This is a genomic window from Pseudomonas sp. UBA5568 (genome assembly GCF_002425525.1).
GTDB classification, from domain to species: Bacteria; Pseudomonadota; Gammaproteobacteria; order Pseudomonadales; family Pseudomonadaceae; genus Aquipseudomonas; species Aquipseudomonas fulva.
Genome location: NZ_DIMK01000022.1, coordinates 1 through 18111 on the forward strand (window position 1 = coordinate 1; position 18111 = coordinate 18111).

17 protein-coding genes are annotated in these 18111 nt (G+C 62.0%); 7 read left to right on the forward strand and 10 right to left on the reverse strand.

Features of this window, described 5'->3' with window-relative positions:
- Both B2S33_RS06635 and B2S33_RS06640 read right to left on the reverse strand, forming a co-directional pair.
- Window positions 1-1023, reverse strand: a 1023-nt coding sequence (locus B2S33_RS06635) for a GTPase/DUF3482 domain-containing protein (RefSeq protein WP_288650082.1), incomplete at its 3' end; no start/stop codon positions are given.
- Window positions 1016-2407, reverse strand: a complete 1392-nt coding sequence (locus B2S33_RS06640; RefSeq protein ID WP_288650083.1) for a DUF2868 domain-containing protein — start codon at window positions 2405-2407, stop codon at window positions 1016-1018. The genes B2S33_RS06635 and B2S33_RS06640, both read right to left, overlap by 8 nt.
- Window positions 2408-2461: 54 nt before the next feature.
- On the opposite strand from B2S33_RS06640, the gene B2S33_RS06645 reads away from it, so the two are divergent.
- Entirely contained in the window at window positions 2462-2977 is a 516-nt protein-coding gene (locus tag B2S33_RS06645) for a dihydrofolate reductase (RefSeq protein ID WP_181073538.1), read from the forward strand.
- A 49-nt stretch (window positions 2978-3026) separates the two neighbouring features.
- Here B2S33_RS06645 and B2S33_RS06650 read toward each other — a convergent pair whose 3' ends face one another.
- A complete protein-coding gene (locus tag B2S33_RS06650) occupies window positions 3027-4418 on the reverse strand; it encodes an L-cystine transporter (protein ID WP_049695313.1) in 1392 nt (463 codons plus the stop codon).
- A 241-nt stretch (window positions 4419-4659) separates the two neighbouring features.
- Here B2S33_RS06650 and B2S33_RS06655 point away from each other — a divergent pair, with 241 nt between their 5' ends.
- Window positions 4660-5715 carry a haloacid dehalogenase-like hydrolase gene (locus B2S33_RS06655; protein ID WP_280077577.1) on the forward strand — a complete coding sequence of 352 codons (1056 nt, stop codon included), beginning with the start codon at window positions 4660-4662 and terminating at the stop codon, window positions 5713-5715.
- A gap of 246 nt (window positions 5716-5961) precedes the next feature.
- On the opposite strand, the gene B2S33_RS06660 is transcribed toward B2S33_RS06655, so the two are convergent.
- Both B2S33_RS06660 and ilvD read right to left on the reverse strand, forming a co-directional pair.
- Window positions 5962-7341: a cation:dicarboxylate symporter family transporter gene (locus tag B2S33_RS06660; RefSeq protein WP_288650107.1), complete on the reverse strand. Its 1380-nt coding sequence runs from the start codon at window positions 7339-7341 to the stop codon at window positions 5962-5964.
- 415 nt (window positions 7342-7756) lie between these two features.
- Window positions 7757-9598 carry a dihydroxy-acid dehydratase gene (gene ilvD, locus B2S33_RS06665; protein ID WP_288650084.1) on the reverse strand — a complete coding sequence of 614 codons (1842 nt, stop codon included), beginning with the start codon at window positions 9596-9598 and terminating at the stop codon, window positions 7757-7759.
- Window positions 9599-10072: 474 nt separating this feature from the next.
- On the opposite strand from ilvD, the gene B2S33_RS06670 reads away from it, so the two are divergent.
- On the forward strand, window positions 10073-10729 hold the full coding sequence (locus tag B2S33_RS06670; RefSeq protein ID WP_145278907.1) for a magnesium transporter: 657 nt from the start codon (window positions 10073-10075) through the stop codon (window positions 10727-10729).
- Window positions 10730-10763: 34 nt separating this feature from the next.
- On the opposite strand, the gene B2S33_RS06675 is transcribed toward B2S33_RS06670, so the two are convergent.
- Window positions 10764-11960 carry a class I SAM-dependent rRNA methyltransferase gene (locus B2S33_RS06675; protein WP_027913478.1) on the reverse strand — a complete coding sequence of 399 codons (1197 nt, stop codon included), beginning with the start codon at window positions 11958-11960 and terminating at the stop codon, window positions 10764-10766.
- A 66-nt stretch (window positions 11961-12026) separates the two neighbouring features.
- Window positions 12027-12563, reverse strand: a complete 537-nt coding sequence (locus tag B2S33_RS06680) for a type 1 glutamine amidotransferase domain-containing protein (RefSeq protein WP_027913479.1) — start codon at window positions 12561-12563, stop codon at window positions 12027-12029.
- A gap of 190 nt (window positions 12564-12753) precedes the next feature.
- Between B2S33_RS06680 and B2S33_RS06685 the strand changes: the two genes are divergently transcribed.
- A complete protein-coding gene (locus B2S33_RS06685) occupies window positions 12754-13572 on the forward strand; it encodes an HDOD domain-containing protein (RefSeq protein ID WP_173645904.1) in 819 nt (272 codons plus the stop codon).
- A 3-nt stretch (window positions 13573-13575) separates the two neighbouring features.
- Window positions 13576-14388: a bifunctional DNA-formamidopyrimidine glycosylase/DNA-(apurinic or apyrimidinic site) lyase gene (gene mutM, locus B2S33_RS06690; RefSeq protein ID WP_027913480.1), complete on the forward strand. Its 813-nt coding sequence runs from the start codon at window positions 13576-13578 to the stop codon at window positions 14386-14388.
- Window positions 14389-14456: 68 nt separating this feature from the next.
- Here the strand turns inward: mutM and B2S33_RS06695 are convergent, their stop codons facing one another.
- Entirely contained in the window at window positions 14457-14708 is a 252-nt protein-coding gene (locus B2S33_RS06695; protein WP_023532594.1) for a YfhL family 4Fe-4S dicluster ferredoxin, read from the reverse strand.
- Window positions 14709-14817: 109 nt separating this feature from the next.
- Window positions 14818-15297 (reverse strand): pantetheine-phosphate adenylyltransferase, encoded by a 480-nt coding sequence (coaD, locus tag B2S33_RS06700; protein WP_023532462.1) that lies wholly within the window; start codon window positions 15295-15297, stop codon window positions 14818-14820.
- 199 nt (window positions 15298-15496) lie between these two features.
- On the opposite strand from coaD, the gene B2S33_RS06705 reads away from it, so the two are divergent.
- Window positions 15497-16162: a TetR/AcrR family transcriptional regulator gene (locus B2S33_RS06705; protein ID WP_027913481.1), complete on the forward strand. Its 666-nt coding sequence runs from the start codon at window positions 15497-15499 to the stop codon at window positions 16160-16162.
- A 37-nt stretch (window positions 16163-16199) separates the two neighbouring features.
- Window positions 16200-17057 (forward strand): sulfurtransferase, encoded by an 858-nt coding sequence (locus B2S33_RS06710; protein ID WP_028686699.1) that lies wholly within the window; start codon window positions 16200-16202, stop codon window positions 17055-17057.
- Between the two features lie 8 nt (window positions 17058-17065).
- Here B2S33_RS06710 and B2S33_RS06715 read toward each other — a convergent pair whose 3' ends face one another.
- Window positions 17066-18058 (reverse strand): hydrolase, encoded by a 993-nt coding sequence (locus B2S33_RS06715; RefSeq protein ID WP_028686698.1) that lies wholly within the window; start codon window positions 18056-18058, stop codon window positions 17066-17068.
- Between the last annotated feature and the right edge of the window lie 53 nt (window positions 18059-18111).

Sequence of the window (18111 nt, forward strand, 5' to 3'; positions counted from 1 at the left end):
GGCCAATGCGGCGACCCCCAGGGTCAGCCCACCTGCCAGCAGGTCCACCCCGGCACCGGCCGCCGCGCCTGCCGCCACCCCGCCGCCTACCCGCACCCCAAGCTGCTTCAGGGTTTCAGGATTGAACAGATCGTCTCCCCAGCGCCCGTCCAGCAACGGCAGGTCACTGGCGTGCGCATCGTCGCGCCGGAACGCATAGAGCTTGAGCAGGGCCTCCACGCAGCGCTGTTCACGCTGGCGCACGGCCTGGTGAAGCGCCTCGATGGCCTGTGCCTGGGCAGACGGTTCACCTTCCACGCTGCGCCGACAAGCGGCGCAGTCCAGCAGCAATTCGGCGATCAGACGCTTGCCGCCTTGCTGACGAGCTACCCGTTGGGCCTGCTGATCATCGATCAGGCGCTGCAAGCTGGGGCGCGCCTCCTCCAGCAGCAGGGCTAGGCTCTCGTACAGGCGGCGCTCGCCATCTTCTGGCGGGGCCACGCTGTCGAATTTCACCAATGCATGAAGCCCAAGCCGGGCGAGTGCTTCACGCCACTGCGGTTCGCGATGCGGATGGCTGGAAACGAAGTTGAGCACCGGTAGAAGTGGCTTGCCGCAGCTTGCCAGCACGTCGAGTTCGTCACGGTACTTGGCCAGCACCGGCTCGCGGGCGTCGATGACATAGAGCCCGGCGTCGCTGGCCAGCAGCTGGCGCAGCACCTTGGCCTCCTGCTCGAAGCGCTGGCGGGCCTCGCTGCCCTGAAGAAACCGCTCCAGCCGCGCCGGGCCATCCAGGCGCTCGCCAGGGCGCTCAAGGCGTTCGAGGTAGTCGAGCAGGGCAATTGCGTCTTCCAGTCCCGGTGTGTCGTAGAGCTCCAGCAGAGGCTGCCCGTCCACGGACAAGCGAGCGCCTTCCACATGGCGTGTGGTGCTGGGACGATGCGAGACCTCCCCGAAACCGACGTCGCGCGTGAGGGTGCGTAGCAGCGAGGTCTTGCCCACGTTGGTGTGGCCTACCACGGCCAGCTTCAAGGGCTCAGTCATGAGCGTGCTCCAACCAGGCCAGCGGTAGGGTGTCGGCATAGGGAAGCCCCAGGCGATCCAGGGCTTCACACCAGTCATTCAGGCGCCGCTCATCGCGAGGCTGATCAGCGGCGGCAGGCAACAGCCAGATGCGCGTACTTCCGGCATTGCGCGCCAGCTCGGCGAGCAAGGCCAGGCTGCCGCGATCCGGCGAGCGCTCAGGGTCAAGGGCAATGGCCAGGCGTGCGGGTGGAAAACGCCCCAGTTGTTCGAGCAGACGATGCCGCGACTCCCGGCTGTCCAGTACGCCGGCATCGGCGACGTTGGCGGGCAATGACGGCGGCCAGGGGCGCTGATCGTCCAGCTCGACGCCAACCAGCAGTGCGCCGGCATTTTCGATGAGTGACGGCTCGGCCTTGAACTGCGGCAGTGTGTCGGGTGCATCGTCTTGGACGCCCAGGCGCTCGCTGTTGGGCATCAGCCTGTCGCGCAGCGGCATGTAGCCTGGCAGGTTCGTGTCCAGCGCCAAATGTTCGCGCCCTTGCCGCCAGCGCCACAGGCACACGCCGGCCAAGAGCAGGCGCGGCAGCACGCCATAGACCAACACCACGCCCAGCAGCCAGCTGGCCCATGCCTGGCGCGTCATGGCCAGGGCCGGCGCGGTGTCGCCGCTGGCACGGATCATGGCCGGGTCAGGCACCGCAAAGCCCAGCAGCGCGGGCAGGGAGCCCAGGGCCTGGGTCATGGCGATGAAGGGTTCGGCCGCCAACAACGTGGTTTCCCAGACGAAGCCATAGCGCCGGGTGGCCAGCAATGTCAGCAGCACACCTACCGCGCTCAGCATGGCCACCAGCCACAGGCTGTGGACCAGCAAACCCAGCAACCAACGGCCCAGGCGTTGGCGCCCCAGCAGCACTAGCAAGGCCGGCGCCAGGTGGGCGGCACGGGCGTCGCGGGCCAAGCGTTCGCTCAACCACAGCCAAAGCCGCCCCAGCAGCGCGCCGTGCTCACCGCTCAGGAACAAGCCGATCAGCCAGCCCAGCAGCATGACCAGGTTCAGCCCCAGCAGGCTGCCCAGCGCCCAGAAGACATTCACCGGCCGCTGCCCGTCACCCAGGGCGGCCAACGCCAGGCCCCCGCCACTGAGCACCGCCATCACCAGCATCGCCAACAGCGCCAGGCGCGCCCCTTGCTTCCAGCGCCACAACGCGGCAGTCATGCCGTCGCGTTCGGCCAACAGCAGCGCACGGGTCTCGATGCGCAAGGCCAGGCTGCCGCCTTGCTGGCGAGCACGGCGGTTGGCTTCCTGATCCTCGAGGGGGCCGGCATGTTCCTCGCGCAGGCGTATCGCCTCGGTGAGCCAGCGCTTGTCCAGCAAAGAAGGTGCAGTCACAGGGTCTTCCATTGCACAGGTCGTGGCAGCAGCATAACTCACCCGTGCGGTGCTATTCTCGCTGGCATGAACACATTACTGCCCCTGAGCCTGATCGTGGCCTGCGCCGAAAACCGCGTGATAGGCATCGACAATTCCATGCCCTGGCATTTGCCGGGGGACTTCAAGTACTTCAAGACCACCACCTTGGGCAAGCCCATCATCATGGGCCGCAAGACCTGGGACTCGCTGGGAAGGCCGCTGCCTGGGCGGTTGAACATCGTGGTCAGCAGGCAGCCCGGGCTGGAACTGGCCGGTGCCGAGGTTTTCGCTTCACTGGAAGAGGCGCTGGTGCGGGCCGATCAGTGGGCGCGCGAGCAAGGTGTCGACGAACTGATGCTGATCGGTGGTGCGCAGCTCTACGGGCAGGCGCTGGAGCAAGGGCTCGTCAGCCGCCTGTACGTGACGCGGGTCGAGCTGTCGCCGCTGGGCGATGCCTGGTTCCCGGATTTCGATCGCAAGCAGTGGACGCTCACGTCCAGCCAGGCGCAGGCTGAGGAAGGCAAGCCGCTGTATCACTTCGAGGTGTGGGACAAGGCCTGAACGCCTGTTGCGCCAGGAAGGGAGCCGCGCTGTGCGGCCCCATCTGCACTCAGGTATGGCTCAATTCTGCGTGTTCATCATCGGCCAGTACCTGCTTGTCGGTTTCCTTGAGCAGCTGGCTGGTTACCACGCCTGCCGTCATCGAACCGTTCACGTTCAACGCCGTACGGCCCATGTCGATCAACGGCTCTACCGAAATCAGCAGTGCCACCAGCTCCACCGGCAAGCCCATGGCCGGCAGCACGATCAGCGCGGCGAAGGTGGCGCCGCCGCCAACCCCGGCCACCCCGGCTGAACTGAGCGTGACGATGGCCACCAAGGTGGCGATCCACAGCGGGTCGAAGGTATCGATGCCAACCGCTGGCGCGACCATCACTGCCAGCATGGCAGGATAGAGCCCGGCACAGCCATTCTGGCCGATGGTGGTCCCGAACGAGGCGCTGAAGCTGGCGATCGACTGCGGCACGCCCAGCCGGCGCGTCTGGGCCTCGATGTTCAGCGGGATACTGGCAGCGCTCGAACGGCTGGTGAAGGCGAAGGTCAGCACCGGCCACACCTTGCGGAAGAAGCGCAGCGGGCTGACCCCGATTGCCGCCAGGATGATGGCGTGAACCACGAACATCAGCGCCAGGCCCAGGTAGGACACGACCACGAAGCTGCCCAGCTTGAGGATGTCTTCCATGTTCGAGCTGGCCACCACCTTGGTCATCAACGCCAGCACGCCGTAAGGGGTGAGTTTCATGACCACGCGCACCAGACGCATTACCCAGGCTTGCAGGGTATCGATGGCCGACAGTGCACGCTGCCCCTTCTCGGCGTCGTCCCTGATCAACTGCAAGGCGGCCAGGCCGACGAAAACGGCAAAGATGACCACGCTGATGATCGATGTCGGCTTGGCCCGCGCCAGGTCGCCGACCGGGTTGCTGGGGATGAACGAGAGCAGCAGTTGCGGGATGTTGAGGTCGGCGACCTTGCCTGCATAGTCGCTGTGGATCACCTGCATGCGTGCGCTCTCCTGGGCGCCTGCCACCAAGCCTTCGGCACTGAGGCCAAAGAGGTTGGTCAGCAGGATGCCGATCAGGGCAGCGATCGCCGTGGTCAGCAGCAGCGTGCCGATGCTCAGGACGCTGATACGCCCCAGGGAAGAAGCATTGTGAAGACGCGCCACGGCACTGAGGATGGAGGCGAAAATCAGCGGCATGACGATCATCTGCAACAGGCCTACGTAGCCGTTGCCGACCAGGTCCAGCCAGGTGATGGTGGTCTTGAGCACGGGGTGCCCTGCGCCATAGATCGTGTGCAGCACCAGGCCGAAGCCCACGCCCAGTGCCAGGCCCAGCAGCACTTTCTTGGCCAGGCTCCAATCGGTATGACGGGTCTGCGCCAGCCCCAGCAACAAGGCCAGGAACGCCAGCAGGTTAAGCAGCAGTGGCAGGTTCATTAAAGCTCCGGAAACGAGAGGATGAGTCGCCGCCTCTATGTGCGATTGCGAGTGGAAATGCTAACAGCCTGAAAACAAAGGAATTTATACCCAAATGGAATTTGTATAGTCGTAAATGGAATATCGAGACGTCGCGGATTGCAATGAACACGGCGTTTACGGGGGCATAAAGGTCGCAATCGAGCGTGACCGACGGGTCTCACTCGACTAGCGTCTGTCAGTCGTCTCAGGAGATTCGTACATGAACGTTGCGCTCAAAACCGCTGCCATTGGCCTATCCCTGCTGTTGAGCCTGAAAACCTTCGCTACCGAGCTTGATCATTGGCCAGCTGAAGCCGCCAAACAGCTCGACCGCATGATCACCGCCAATGCCCACAAAGGTAACTACGCGGTGTTCGACATGGACAACACCAGCTATCGCTATGACCTGGAAGAGGCCTTGCTGCCCTTCATGGAGAACAAAGGGCTGCTGAGCCGCGACAAGCTGGACCCTTCGCTGAAACTCATACCCTTCAAGGACAGCGCCGAGCACAAGGAGAGCCTGTTCAGCTACTACTACCGACTGTGCGAGATCGACGACATGGTCTGCTACCCCTGGGTGGCGCAAGTGTTTTCCGGCTTCACCCTCAAGGAACTGAAAGCACAGGTGGATGAACTCATGGCGTCTGGCAAGCCTGTGCCCAGCACCTATTACGAAGGGGGTCAGGTCAAGGCCATCGAAGTGCAGCCGCCCAAGGTCTTCAAGGGCCAGGCCGAGCTGTACAACAAGTTGATGGAGAACGGCATCGAGGTCTACGTGGTATCAGCCGCTTCCGAAGAGCTGGTGCGCATGGTCGCCTCCGACCCCAAGTACGGCTACAACGTGAAACCGCAGAACGTGATTGGAGTCAGCCTGTTGCTCAAGGATCGCGCCACGGGACAATTGACTACGGCACGCAAGCAGATCAGCGCTGGGCACTACGATGCCAAGGCTAACGAAGGGCTTGAACTGACCCCTTACCTGTGGACACCAGCCACGTGGATGGCGGGCAAGCAAGCGGCGATCCTGACCTACATTGATGAATGGAAAAAGCCCGTGCTGGTGGGCGGCGATACCCCGACCAGCGATGGCTACATGCAGTTTCATGGCGTGGATGTCGGCAAGGGCGGTCTCCACCTGTGGATAAACCGCAAGCCCAAGTACATGGAGCAGCTCGAGGGGATGATCGCCAGCCAGGCAGCTGCCCAGGCCAAGGAAGGGTTGCCGGTGACGGCAGACAAGAACTGGGTGATCGTGACGCCTGAACAGATTCAGTGATGCGTGCAACGGTTTCCTCGTGAGCCAGGCGGTGAACATCGTTAAAAGCTTTTATGGAATGCGGATCGAGTGCTGGCGCAGTGAAATGCCTGGCATCCTGAATGTCGATCACAAATAGTGGACGCATACTTTTAGCCAAGCCCATGCCGAAGAAGATGTCTAGGTGTATGACTTCCAGATGTAGGAAAGGGCCTGAACGCCTTTGCGCTCGGGCCCAGGATCGCCCTGCCGTGGCATCACGTGAACTCAAGTATGGCTCAGTGTTGCTGATTCATCACCAGCCGGCATTGGCTTGTCGGTGTCCTTGAGCAATTGGCTGGTCACTACGCCTGCCGTCATTGATCCGTTCACGCTCAACGCCGTACGGCCCATGGCGAGCAGTGGCTCTACCGGAATCAGCAATACCACCAATACCGCCGGCATGCCCATGACCGTCAACACGACTATCGGCATCAGTGCGCCGCCGCCAACTGTGAGCGAAGTGAGCGTGACGACACCTATAAATGCGGCGATCCACTGCGGATCCAAGGTGTCGATGCCGATAGAGGGCGCGACCAGTACCGCCAAAATGGCAGGATAGAGCCCGGAACAGCCGCTTTGACCGAGGGTGGCTCCGAATGATGCGCTCAAGCTGGCGATCGAGTGAGGCACTCTGAGGTGGCGCGTTTGTACGTCGATGTTCAGCGGGATACTGGCCATACTCGAACTGCTGCTGAAAGCGAGAGTCAGCACCGGCCACACGTTACGGAAGAAATGCAGAGGGCTAACGCCGACTGCCGCCAGTATTATGGCGTGTATCAGGAACATCAGCATCAGGCCCAGACAGGTCACGAACACATAGCTGCCCAGCCCAATGAGATCTTGCAGGTTGGCGTTGACGACTGCTTTTGTCATCAGCGCCAGCACGCCGTAAGGCGCCAGGTTAATGATCACGCCCACCAGGCGTATCAACCAGGCTTGCAGCGTGTCGATGGCCCACAGTGCACGCCGTCCCTTTTTTGCATCTTCATTGCCCAACCGTAGGGCGGCCAGGCCAACAAAGACGGCAAAGATGATCATGCCAATGATCGAGGACGACTTGGCCTCCGGCAGCTCGCCTACCGGGTTGCTGGGGATGAGCGAGAGCAGCGTGTCTGGGATGTTCAGATCGGGGCTCTCGAATGCTTGGCTTTTGTCGTTGAATTGGAACGGGTCGAATAACTGAGCGCTTGGCGTCCACGCTTCGATAGCAAAGCTGACGAAGTTGGTCAGCAGGATACCGATCAGGGCAGCGATGGCGGTGGTCAGTAGCAGCGTGCCGATGCTCAGGACGCTGATAAGCGGCAGGGAGCGGGCAGTGCGCAGACGCGCAATGGCGTGAAGGATTGAGACGAATATCAGCGGCAGGGTGATCATCTGCAACAGTTCGACGTACCCGTCGCCCACCAGATTCAGCCACGGGCTGGTGGCCTTGAGCACGGAGCTTTCCGTGCCATAAATCCTGCGAAGGACCAAGCCGAAGGCCACCCCCAGGGCTAAGCCCAGGAGCACTTTCTTGGGCAGGCTCCAATTGGTATGACGAGTCTGGGCCAGCCCAAACAACAATGCCAGGAACGCCAGCAGGTTAAACAGCAGTGGCAGATTCATTGAAACTCCGGAAAAGGCGGCGGACTCAACGCCGTGCAATACGATTTCAAATGAAAAGGCTAACAGTCAAAAATGGCGTTCTATATATCCAAATGGACTTTACATATTTGAAAAGGGAATAAGGGAAATTCGTCAATTCCGCTAGACCCTGCGTCTTCTGGGGGGTGTAGGCCGTTGTAGAGGTTCGCGACCACAGGGTGCCGGACTGATTTCTATCGTTCCTTTCAGGACATTCTTACGCGATCTTGCATTCAAAACCGCCACCGCTGGCGACCCCTGCTTTTGGTTAAACGCCAACGTCCCTGGACACGATCGCTGACCAGTCGATGTCAAAGATGATGTATGAGCCAAGTCACCGTTTCGGCAATAAAAAACCGGCGCTCAAGGCGCCGGTTCTTGTACAGCTGGACGAGTATCACAGCCCTTCGAGCATCGCCTTATTGCGCACGGCACCTTTGTCGGCACTGGTCGCCAGCAGGGCGTAGGCCTTCAAGGCTGTCGTCACCTTGCGCGAGCGTACTTCAGCCGGTTTCCAGCCCTTCTTGTCCTGCTCGGCGCGGCGCTCGGCCAGCTCGTCATCGCTGACCAGCAGGTTGATCGAGCGGTTGGGTATATCGATCAGGACCTTGTCGCCGTCGCGTACCAGGCCGATGGCGCCGCCTGCGGCGGCTTCCGGCGAGGCATGGCCAATGGACAGGCCCGAGGTGCCCCCCGAGAAGCGGCCGTCGGTGAGCAGGGCGCACGCTTTGCCCAGGCCCTTGGACTTGAGGTACGACGTGGGATAGAGCATTTCCTGCATGCCCGGGCCACCTTTCGGGCCTTCGTAGCGGATGATCACGATGTCGCCGGCTTTTACTTCGTCGGCGAGGATGCCACGCACGGCGCTATCCTGGCTTTCGAAGATCTTGGCCGTGCCTTCGAACACGTGGATCGATTCGTCGACACCGGCGGTTTTCACCACGCAGCCGTCCAGGGCGATGTTGCCGTACAGCACGGCCAGGCCACCCTCTTGTGAATACGCGTGCTCGAAGCTGCGGATGCAGCCGTTCTCGCGGTCGTCATCCAGGGTTTCCCAACGCGTCGACTGGCTGAACGCGGTCTGGGTCGGGATGCCGGCCGGGCCCGCCTTGAAGAAGGTGTGGACTGCTTCGTCGTCGGTCTGGGTGATGTCCCACTTGGCGATGGCTTCTTCCATGCTGCGGCTGTGCACGGTAGGCAGGTCGGTGTGCAGCAGGCCGCCACGGGCCAGCGAACCCAGGATGCTGAAGATACCGCCAGCGCGGTGCACGTCCTCCATGTGGTACTTCTGGATGTTGGGCGCCACCTTGCACAGTTGCGGCACCTTGCGCGACAGGCGATCGATGTCGCGCAGGTCGAACGCCACTTCGCCTTCCTGCGCCGCCGCCAGCAGGTGCAGGATGGTATTGGTCGAGCCACCCATGGCGATGTCCAGCATCATGGCGTTCTCGAACGCCTTGAAGTTGGCGATGCTGCGCGGCAGGACCGATGCGTCGTTCTCGCCGTAGTAACGTTTGCACAGCTCGACGATGGTGCGGCCGGCGGTCAGGAACAACTGCTCGCGGTCCGAATGGGTAGCCAGGGTGGAGCCGTTGCCCGGCAGGGCCAGGCCCAACGCCTCGGTCAGGCAGTTCATCGAGTTGGCGGTGAACATGCCCGAGCACGAGCCGCAGGTAGGACAGGCGCTACGCTCGTATTCGGCGACCTTTTCGTCGGAGGCCGTGCTGTCGGCGGCGATGACCATGGCATCGACCAGGTCCAGGCCATGGCTGGCCAGCTTGGTCTTGCCAGCTTCCATCGGGCCGCCGGAGACGAAGATCACCGGAATGTTCAGGCGCAAGGCGGCCATCAGCATGCCGGGGGTGATCTTGTCGCAGTTGGAGATGCAGACGATGGCATCGGCACAGTGCGCGTTGACCATGTACTCCACCGCGTCGGCGATGATTTCACGGCTGGGCAGCGAGTACAGCATGCCGTCGTGGCCCATGGCGATGCCGTCATCGACCGCGATGGTGTTGAATTCCTTGGCCACGCCACCGGCGCGCTCGATCTCGCGAGCGACCAGCTGGCCCAGGTCCTTGAGGTGCACATGGCCCGGCACGAACTGGGTGAAGGAGTTGGCGATGGCGATGATCGGCTTCTTGAAGTCTTCGTCCTTCATGCCGGTGGCACGCCACAGGGCGCGTGCACCTGCCATGTTGCGGCCGTGGGTGGAAGTCTTGGAACGATAATCAGGCATGAAACACTCCTGGCGGCTTAATCAGGTCACAGAAAGGGGAGTGAGCTTCTCTTGTCCTCTGTACCGCAGGCCGGTTGCCACTGGCACGGATGGGGCCGAAGACCGCGCGGGATCGCCGCGTGCTTGGCCAGAGCTCATAAACCCGCCGGGGGATGACTGGCGATGAATAGCCCGATTCTACACCGCTGGCGCCGGGAAGGCATGACGATGTGCCCAGGTGGCGTTTTTGGGCAAAACCCGAAGTTGTAGGAACCGTCTGAAACGATCCGTGTGAGGCTGACCTGCACCTGACTTGCCATTATCATTCGGCCGCCGCATGTGCGGCTTGACGAGATGACCCTCAATGGACCTTCCCAGTTACCGGTTCACCATGAACTGCAATCTGGCACTGAGCGCGCCGCCGCCAGGGCTGCCTAGGGCTTGAGTCTGCGAGGCTGAAGCCTGCAGGCGCCTGGTCGGCGCCTGGAGAACTTCATGCAAAACCCTATCGATAAAAACACCGCTGTTTGTGCCGTAGACGCTGCGCTCGATACGCAACGGCGGCAAACCACCGAAAGCTTCCACAAAGGCGCCTCCATCACCAATACTATCGGTGACCTGCGGCATGCGACCCTCGGGTTGCTGTACCGCAAGCGTGTGCTGTGGCTGGTGCTGCTGGTGTTCGGCAACCTGTTCTCAGGGGCCGGCATCGCGGCCTTCGAAGAAACGATTGCCGCGCACATCGCGCTGGTATTCTTTCTGCCACTGCTGGTGGACAGCGGCGGCAATGCCGGCTCGCAGTCGGCTACTCTCATGGTCAGAGGTCTGGCCACAGGCGAGGTCACGCTGAGCGACTGGGGAAGAATGCTGGGCCGTGAATTTGGCGTCGCGCTGCTGCTGGGCTGCACCATGGCGGTGGCCGTGGCATCGCTTGGGCTGCTGCGGGGCGGCCCGCAGATCGCCTTGATCGTGGCCAGCAGCATGGTGGTGATCGTGCTGGTCGGCAGCCTGATCGGCATGAGCCTGCCGTTTCTGCTGAGCCGGCTCAAGCTGGACCCTGCCACGGCCAGCGGGCCGCTGATCACCTCGATTGCCGACGCAGCAGGCGTATTGGTGTACTTCGGGATCGCGACCCAGGTGCTTGGGCTTTAAAACGATCGGGGGCCACCCAGGCCCCCGTCTTGGTTTAGCTGTTAGGCAGCAACCGGCAGGTAATGCTCTTGATGTAGCGGGTTTCACCAATCGCCGGGTGCACCGGATGGTCAGGGCCCTGACCACCGCGCTCGAGCAACTGCATGTTGCGGTCCAGGTGACGGGCACTGGTCAGCAGGATGTTGTGCAGGTCGTCTTCGGGGAGGTGCATCGAGCAGGAAGCACTGACCAGAATGCCGTCCTTGTTCAGCATGCGCATGGCCTGCTCGTTGAGCCTGCGGTAGGCAGCCTCGCCGTTCTTCAGGTCTTTCTTGCGCTTGATGAAGGCGGGCGGGTCGGCAATGATCACGTCGAAGCGTTCCTCGGCTGCCTTGAGTTCGCGCAAGGCTTCGAAGACGTCGCCCTCGATGCAGGTCAGCTTGTCACCGATACCGTTGAGCTGGGCGTTGCGTTCAACGCCATCCAAGGCAAAGCCCGAGGCATCGACGCAGAACACTTCGCTGGCGCCGAAGGCACCTGCCTGCACGCCCCAACCGCCGATGTAGCTGAACAGGTCGAGTACGCGCTTGCCCTGAACATAGGGGGCCAGGCGTGCACGGTTCATGCGGTGGTCATAGAACCAGCCGGTTTTCTGGCCTTCACGGACCGGGGCTTCGAAACGGACACCGTTTTCTTCCAGCGGTACCCAATCCGGGACTTCACCGTAGACGGTTTCCACATAGCGCTGCAGGCCTTCGGCATCGCGGGCTGCCGAATCGTTCTTGAACAGGATGCCGCTCGGCTTGAGCACCTGGACCAGCGCCGCGATGACCTCATCCTTGTGCGCTTCCATGGTTGCCGATGCCAGTTGCACCACCAGAATGTCGAAGAAGCGATCGACGACCAGCCCCGGCAGCCAATCGGAATCGCCATAGACAAGTCGGTAGCACGGCTTGTCGAACAGGCGCTCGCGCAGGGACAAGGCCACGTTCAAGCGGTGCACCAGCAGCGATTTGTCCAGCGGCAGTTTAACGTCGCGTGACAGCAGACGGGCGCAGATCAGGTTATTGGGGCTTAGGGCAACGATGCCCAGTGGTTTGCCGTTGGCGGCTTCGAGCACGGCCTGCTGACCGGCCTGCAAGCCTTGAAGCGGGGTGGCGGCAACGTCCACTTCGTTGCTGTAGACCCACAGGTGGCCTGCGCGCAGGCGGCGGTCGGCATTGGCTTTAAGGCGAAGACTGGGCAGGGACATGACGTCGCTCCGGAAAAAAGAGCGGGAGTATAACCCCTACCCAGCCTTATTGCTGAGCGCCAGCGGTCAGGACGACAGGGCCTGGATCAGTGCCTTGTTGAAGGCAGGGATGTCATCGGGCTGCCGGCTGCTGATCAGGTTCCCGTCAACCACCACTTCTTCGTCGACCCACTCGGCGCCAGCGTTGCGCAGGTCATCCTTCAGGGTCTTGAAGCTGGTCATGCGCTTGCCCTGGGTCAAGCCGCTCGAAATCAGCAGCCAGCCGCCGTGGCAGATCACGGCAATCGGTTTGCCGGCTGCGTCATGGCTTTTGACGATTTTCTGGGCGCCTTCAACCAGGCGAATGGTGTCCGAGTTCTGTACGCCGCCTGGCAGGACCACGGCATCATAAAGCTCGCTGGCGCTGTCGAAGGTGCCGTCGACCTTGAACTCGTCCGCGGGCTCGTCGTGGTTCCAGCCGCGCACCGTGCCTTGCTTCTCGCTCAGCACGTGCACCTGCGCACCTGCCTGCTGCAGGGCGTCACGCGGGCCTGTCAATTCCACCTGTTCGAAGCCATCAGTCACCAGGATGGCCACGCGCTTGCCGTTCAATTCAGTACCCATGGGCCTTGCTCCTTTACTCGATGAATATGATAAACAGGCCCGTCCGCGCTTGTGAAAGTTCAAGTTCACTGATCCAGCGGTTAGTTCTGTGGGGTGCATCGCGGTAGAATTGGCAGTCCCATACGAGTGTGCACGCATGTCCCAAGAACTCACCGCCGAACAGATCCAGCAAGCCTTGCAAGGCATCAGCATCCCGCCGCAGCCGCAGATCATGGTCGATTTGCAGTTCGAGCAGTACATGCCTGATCCGGACCTGGAAACCATCGCCAAACTGATCGCACAGGACCCTGGGTTGTCGGGCGCCTTGCTCAAGCTGGTCAACTCGGCGCACTTTGGCCTGTCCAACAAGATAGGCTCGATCCAGCGTGCGGTGAACTTGCTGGGTAGTCGTTCGATCATCAACTTGATCAACGCGCAGTCGATCAAGGGCGAAATGAGCGATGAAACCATCGTCACGCTCAACCGGTTCTGGGATACCGCGCAGGATGTGGCGATGACCTGCCTGACGCTGGCCAAGCGCACGGGTATTCAGCCTGCCGACGAAGCCTATACCCTCGGCCTGTTCCACGACTGCGGCGTTCCGCTGATGCTAAAGCGCTTCCCCACGTACATGGATGTGCTCGAAGAAGCCTATGCAAAAACCGACGAGCAGACCCGCGTCGTGGACACGGAGAACCGCGCCTTCAACACCAATCATGCCGTCGTCGGCTATTTCACGGCCAAGTCCTGGCGCTTGCCCGAACACCTGACCGGGGCCATCGCCAACCACCACAACGCGCTGGCGGTGTTTCGCGATGACAGCGCCCGCAACAACCAGAGCCAGATGAAAAACCTGTTGGCGGTGCTCAAGATGGCCGAGCATATCTGTGCCTCCTACCGGGTATTGGGCAACCAGTCGGTGGATCAGGAATGGAACGTAGTGGGGCCGCTGGTGCTCGATTACATAGGCTTGTCGGAATACGACTTCGACAACCTCAAACAGAACATCCGAGAACTAGGTGGGCACTGATACATGCCTGAGTTACCCGAGGTAGAGACCACCCGGCGCGGTATTGCACCGCACGTCGAAGGTCAGCGCGTCAGCCGCGTGGTCGTGCGTGACCGCCGCTTGCGCTGGCCGATCCCGGAAGACCTGGACGTGCGGCTCTCCGGGCAGCGCATCGTCACGGTCGAACGCCGGGCCAAGTACCTGCTGATCAATGCCGAAGTGGGCACCCTGATCAGCCACTTGGGCATGTCGGGCAATCTACGGCTGGTGGAGGCGGGCTTGCCGGCTGGCAAGCATGAGCACGTGGACATCGAGCTCGAATCCGGTCTGATGCTGCGCTATACCGACCCGCGCCGCTTTGGCGCCATGCTCTGGAGCCAAGACCCGCTCAACCATCAATTGCTGCTGCGGCTCGGCCCCGAACCGCTGACCGAGCTGTTTGACGGTGAGCGATTGTTCCAGCTGTCCCGAGGCCGTTCGATGGCGGTCAAGCCCTTCATCATGGACAACGCCGTGGTCGTTGGGGTGGGCAACATCTATGCGACCGAAGCACTGTTCGCTGCCGGCATCGATCCGCGCCGAGCGGCCGGTGGCATCTCGCGGGCGCGATACCTGAAGCTGGCCATCGAGATCAAACGCGTGCTGGCGGCCGCCATCGAGCTGGGCGGCACCACGCTGCGCGATTTCATCGGCGGTGATGGCCAGCCAGGGTACTTCCAGCAGACACTGTTCGCCTACGGGCGCGGCGGCTTGCCCTGCAAGGTGTGTGGCACCGAGTTGCGGGATGTGAAGCTTGGGCAACGCGCAAGTGTGTTCTGCCCGCGCTGCCAACGCTGAAGCCATGCGCGCTTCGGGATGATCGCCATGGAGAGGCCGATGCGCGAGGATGCCGGCGGCCGGCAGCGTCAGGCCTTGCCAGTGATCTTGAGGTACTTGGCCATCAGTTGCTCTTCGCTTTCCGGGTGCGCCTCATCCAGTGGGATGCAGTCGACCGGGCAGACCTGCTGGCACTGCGGCTCGTCGTAATGACCCACGCACTGGGTGCACAGGTTGGGGTCGATCACGTAGATCTCTTCGCCTTGGGAGATGGCCTCGTTGGGGCACTCGGGTTCGCAGACGTCGCAGTTGATGCAATCGTCGGTGATGATCAGGGACATGGGGGCTCCGGCCGGGGCTCAGCGCCCGGGCATGTTCAACGCAATGGGCACAATTGTGCCGCATTCGCGCCTGCAGTGCACGCAGGCGCGACGATCTGGAACAGCGGCTTTACTTCTTGAAGCGTTCAGTCAGCGCATCGGCCACGGCCGGGTGCACGAATTTGCTGATATCGCCCCCCAGTGCGGCTATTTCGCGGACCAGGGTCGACGAGATGAACGAGTACCGCTCCGACGGCGTGAGAAACAGGCTCTCGACGTCGGGTGCCAGTTGACGGTTCATGTTCGCCAGCTGGAACTCGTATTCGAAGTCCGACACTGCACGCAAACCCCGAAGGAACACATTGGCACCTTGCTCCTTGGCAAAATGCGCCAGCAACGAGGAAAAGCCGATGACTTCGACATTGGGCAGGTGCCTGGTGACCTCACGGGCCAGCTCCACGCGTTGTTCCAGCGGGAACAAAGGGTTTTTCTTGGGGCTGGCGGCCACTGCAATGATCACGGTGTCGAACAGCCGCGAGGCGCGCTCGACCAGATCGCCATGGCCTTTGGTAATGGGGTCGAAAGTACCCGGGTACAACACTCGGTTCATCGCGTCATCCTGGCTGGAGTGCGTTGGGGAGTCGGATGGTAGCGCAGCGACTGCGCCCGGCCAAGTCATGCGGCCGGCCAAGGCACTATACTTTGGGCCAGCCAATGGTGCGAGGGCACGGCGCTTTGATACGGTGCAACGCCTTGGCAATACCTCGTACCATGGCGGTTTTCACTGCTCCGTAGACAGGATGCTGGACATGGCCCGGCCCATCAAGACCCGCGAGAGAATCGTTCAGAGCAGCCTTGAGCTGTTCAATCAGTCGGGCGAACGCAGCGTCAGCACCAACCATATCGCGGCGCACCTGGGCATCTCGCCAGGCAATCTCTATTACCACTTCCCCAACAAACAGGCGATCATCGCGGTTTTGTTCAGCCAGTACGAAACGCACGTAGACAGTTTTCTGCGTCCGCCGCAGGGGCGCCCGCTGGCGGTGCAGGACAAGCGGTTCTACTTGCAGGCGCTGCTGGCTGCCATGTGGAACTACCGTTTCCTGCACCGGGACCTAGAGCATCTGCTGGGCAGCGATGCTGAGCTGGCAGCCCGTTATCGGCGCTTCTCCGCACGCTGCATGCGTCAGGGCAAGGCCATTTACCGCGGCTTCGTCGAGGCGGGTATTCTGGCGATGAACCCCGCGCAGCAGGAGTCGCTGACCATCAATGCCTGGATCGTGCTCACCTCGTGGGTGCGCTTTCTCAGCACGACCCGGGAGCATGCAACGCACCTGGGTGAAGAAGCGTTCAAGCGGGGCGTCTATCAGGTGCTGGCCCTTGAGCTGGGGTTCGTCACCGAGCCTGCGCGCAATGCCGTGCAGGCCTTGTGCAGCGAGTTTCACGTACCGTTCATTCAGGCGCTTGAGCACTAGCGCCCGGGCCCGGGATTACATCGATCAGGAGATTGTCATGTCACTTGCGCAGTTGATCACCCCGCAGCAGTTGGCCGAGCGGCTGGATTCACCCGGCCTTGTCATTCTCGACTGTCGTTTCGCCCTTGAGGATGTGGATTACGGTCAGCGCAGTTACGCCTTGGGTCACATCGAAGGGGCGCACTTTGCCGACCTTGAGCGAGACTTCAGCGGCCCGGTCAGCAAGGGTGTGACAGGGCGACACCCGCTGCCTGATCCAGAAAAGCTGGTAGCGCGCCTGCGCGAATGGGGCGTAGATAACGAGAGCGACGTGGTGCTGTACGACGACGGTACCGGTGCCTATGCGGCGCGAGGCTGGTGGCTGCTGGCCTGGCTGGGCAAACGCAGTGGCGTTGCAATCCTGGACGGCGGCCTGACCGCCTGGCACGCCGCGCACCTGCCATTGAGCCTGGATCCCCCGGCCCGGCGCGAAGGCAACTTCAGCGGCCAGCCCGATGAGGCCATGCTGATCGATGCCGAAAGCCTGGTTCAGCGCCTGGGCAGCTCAGACCTGACCCTGCTGGATGCGCGCGCATTGCCACGTTTTCGTGGCGACATGGAACCCATCGACCCAGTGGCAGGACACATCCCTGGCGCACGCTGCGCCGCCTTCACCGAGAACCTTGGCAGCGACGGCCGGTTTCTTCCGCCCGAGCAACTCCGGCAACGTTTCGAGCAGCAGCTGCAGGGACGCGCGCCTGAGCATCTGGTTGCGTACTGCGGTTCAGGGGTAACGGCGTGTCATAACCTGTTCGCGCTGGCATTGGCCGGTTACCCGCTCGGCAAACTGTATGCAGGCTCATGGAGTGAGTGGATCACCCGCCCTGAGCATGCAGTGGCAACGGGCGACCAGTAGGCCCTCCACTACAGGCCTTCGCGTAACCATTGCGGAATTCGGCGCTCCAGGTAATAGCCCGGTTTTCGCAGGCTGCCGTCGACGAACCCGACATGGCCACCCTGAGCGTGCAGCTCAAGCTCGGTCCCTGGGGCCAGCTCATCTGCCGTCGGCACGCTCAGAGGCGAGACGAAGGGGTCGTCGCTGGCCTGGATGATCAGGGTCCGGGTACGGTTATGGCTCAGGTAGAAGCCACTTGAAGCGCGGCGATAATAGTCGTGCACATCCTGAAAACCGTTCAGCGGTGCAGTGACCTTGGCATCGAAATCCCAGAACGTGCGCAAGCCATGCAGTGGACCGAGCTGCTCCAGGATTGCCAGCCGTTCTGGGTGACCATGGTCTTTGAACAGGCGCTGCTTGACCTGCACATAGGCCAGCATCTCGCGCATGAAATGCGCCTGGTACACCTTCGAAAACCCCAGGCCGATACGATCGGCACACTGATCCAGGCGAAAAGGCACGGAAACGGCGACTGCCGCCTGCAACCGGCTGTTGTCACCCTGTTCGCCCAGGTATTTGAGCAGGACATTGCCTCCCAGGGAGTAGCCCACCGCGTACAGGGGCGCCAGCGGCCTTTTGGCACACAGGTGACTGACGATCTCAGCCAGGTCCTCACTGGCGCCGGAATGGTAGCTGCGGGGCAGCAGGTTCGGTTCCCCAGAGCAGCCCCGCCAGTTCGCCGCGACGCTCGCCCAGCCCAGTGCGTGCAGCGCCTGTTGCAAGCCTTTGACATAGGGTGAGCCCGATGACCCCGTCAACCCGTGAAGCACCAGCACCAGCGGCGCATGGGGCTGGTGCGGGCCATGCCAGTCAAGGTCGATGAAGTCCCCGTCCGCCAGCCAGATGCGTTCGCGCTCGCGTTGCAGCGTCGGCGTCTTGCGCCACAGCGGTCCCCACAATGTTTGCAGGTGAGGGTTGGAAAGGCCTTTGGCAGGATGAAACAGGGCGCTGGAACTTGGCATGCTGGGCAACTCGTGATGTGCCCGGCTAGAGTGCCATGAAACAGCGCTTGTAT

Coding starts and splice junctions, on each gene's coding strand:
- B2S33_RS06645 (WP_181073538.1), top strand. CDS start 2,462: ATGAACACATTACTGCCCCTGAGCCTGATCGTGGCCTGCGCCGAAAAC.
- B2S33_RS06670 (WP_145278907.1), top strand. CDS start 10,073: ATGCAAAACCCTATCGATAAAAACACCGCTGTTTGTGCCGTAGACGCT.
- B2S33_RS06675 (WP_027913478.1), bottom strand. CDS start 11,960: ATGTCCCTGCCCAGTCTTCGCCTTAAAGCCAATGCCGACCGCCGCCTG.
- B2S33_RS06655 (WP_280077577.1), top strand. CDS start 4,660: ATGAACGTTGCGCTCAAAACCGCTGCCATTGGCCTATCCCTGCTGTTG.
- mutM (WP_027913480.1), top strand. CDS start 13,576: ATGCCTGAGTTACCCGAGGTAGAGACCACCCGGCGCGGTATTGCACCG.
- B2S33_RS06640 (WP_288650083.1), bottom strand. CDS start 2,407: ATGGAAGACCCTGTGACTGCACCTTCTTTGCTGGACAAGCGCTGGCTC.
- ilvD (WP_288650084.1), bottom strand. CDS start 9,598: ATGCCTGATTATCGTTCCAAGACTTCCACCCACGGCCGCAACATGGCA.
- coaD (WP_023532462.1), bottom strand. CDS start 15,297: ATGAACCGAGTGTTGTACCCGGGTACTTTCGACCCCATTACCAAAGGC.
- B2S33_RS06715 (WP_028686698.1), bottom strand. CDS start 18,058: ATGCCAAGTTCCAGCGCCCTGTTTCATCCTGCCAAAGGCCTTTCCAAC.
- B2S33_RS06705 (WP_027913481.1), top strand. CDS start 15,497: ATGGCCCGGCCCATCAAGACCCGCGAGAGAATCGTTCAGAGCAGCCTT.
- B2S33_RS06660 (WP_288650107.1), bottom strand. CDS start 7,341: ATGAATCTGCCACTGCTGTTTAACCTGCTGGCGTTCCTGGCATTGTTG.
- B2S33_RS06710 (WP_028686699.1), top strand. CDS start 16,200: ATGTCACTTGCGCAGTTGATCACCCCGCAGCAGTTGGCCGAGCGGCTG.
- B2S33_RS06695 (WP_023532594.1), bottom strand. CDS start 14,708: ATGTCCCTGATCATCACCGACGATTGCATCAACTGCGACGTCTGCGAA.
- B2S33_RS06680 (WP_027913479.1), bottom strand. CDS start 12,563: ATGGGTACTGAATTGAACGGCAAGCGCGTGGCCATCCTGGTGACTGAT.
- B2S33_RS06650 (WP_049695313.1), bottom strand. CDS start 4,418: ATGAACCTGCCACTGCTGCTTAACCTGCTGGCGTTCCTGGCCTTGTTG.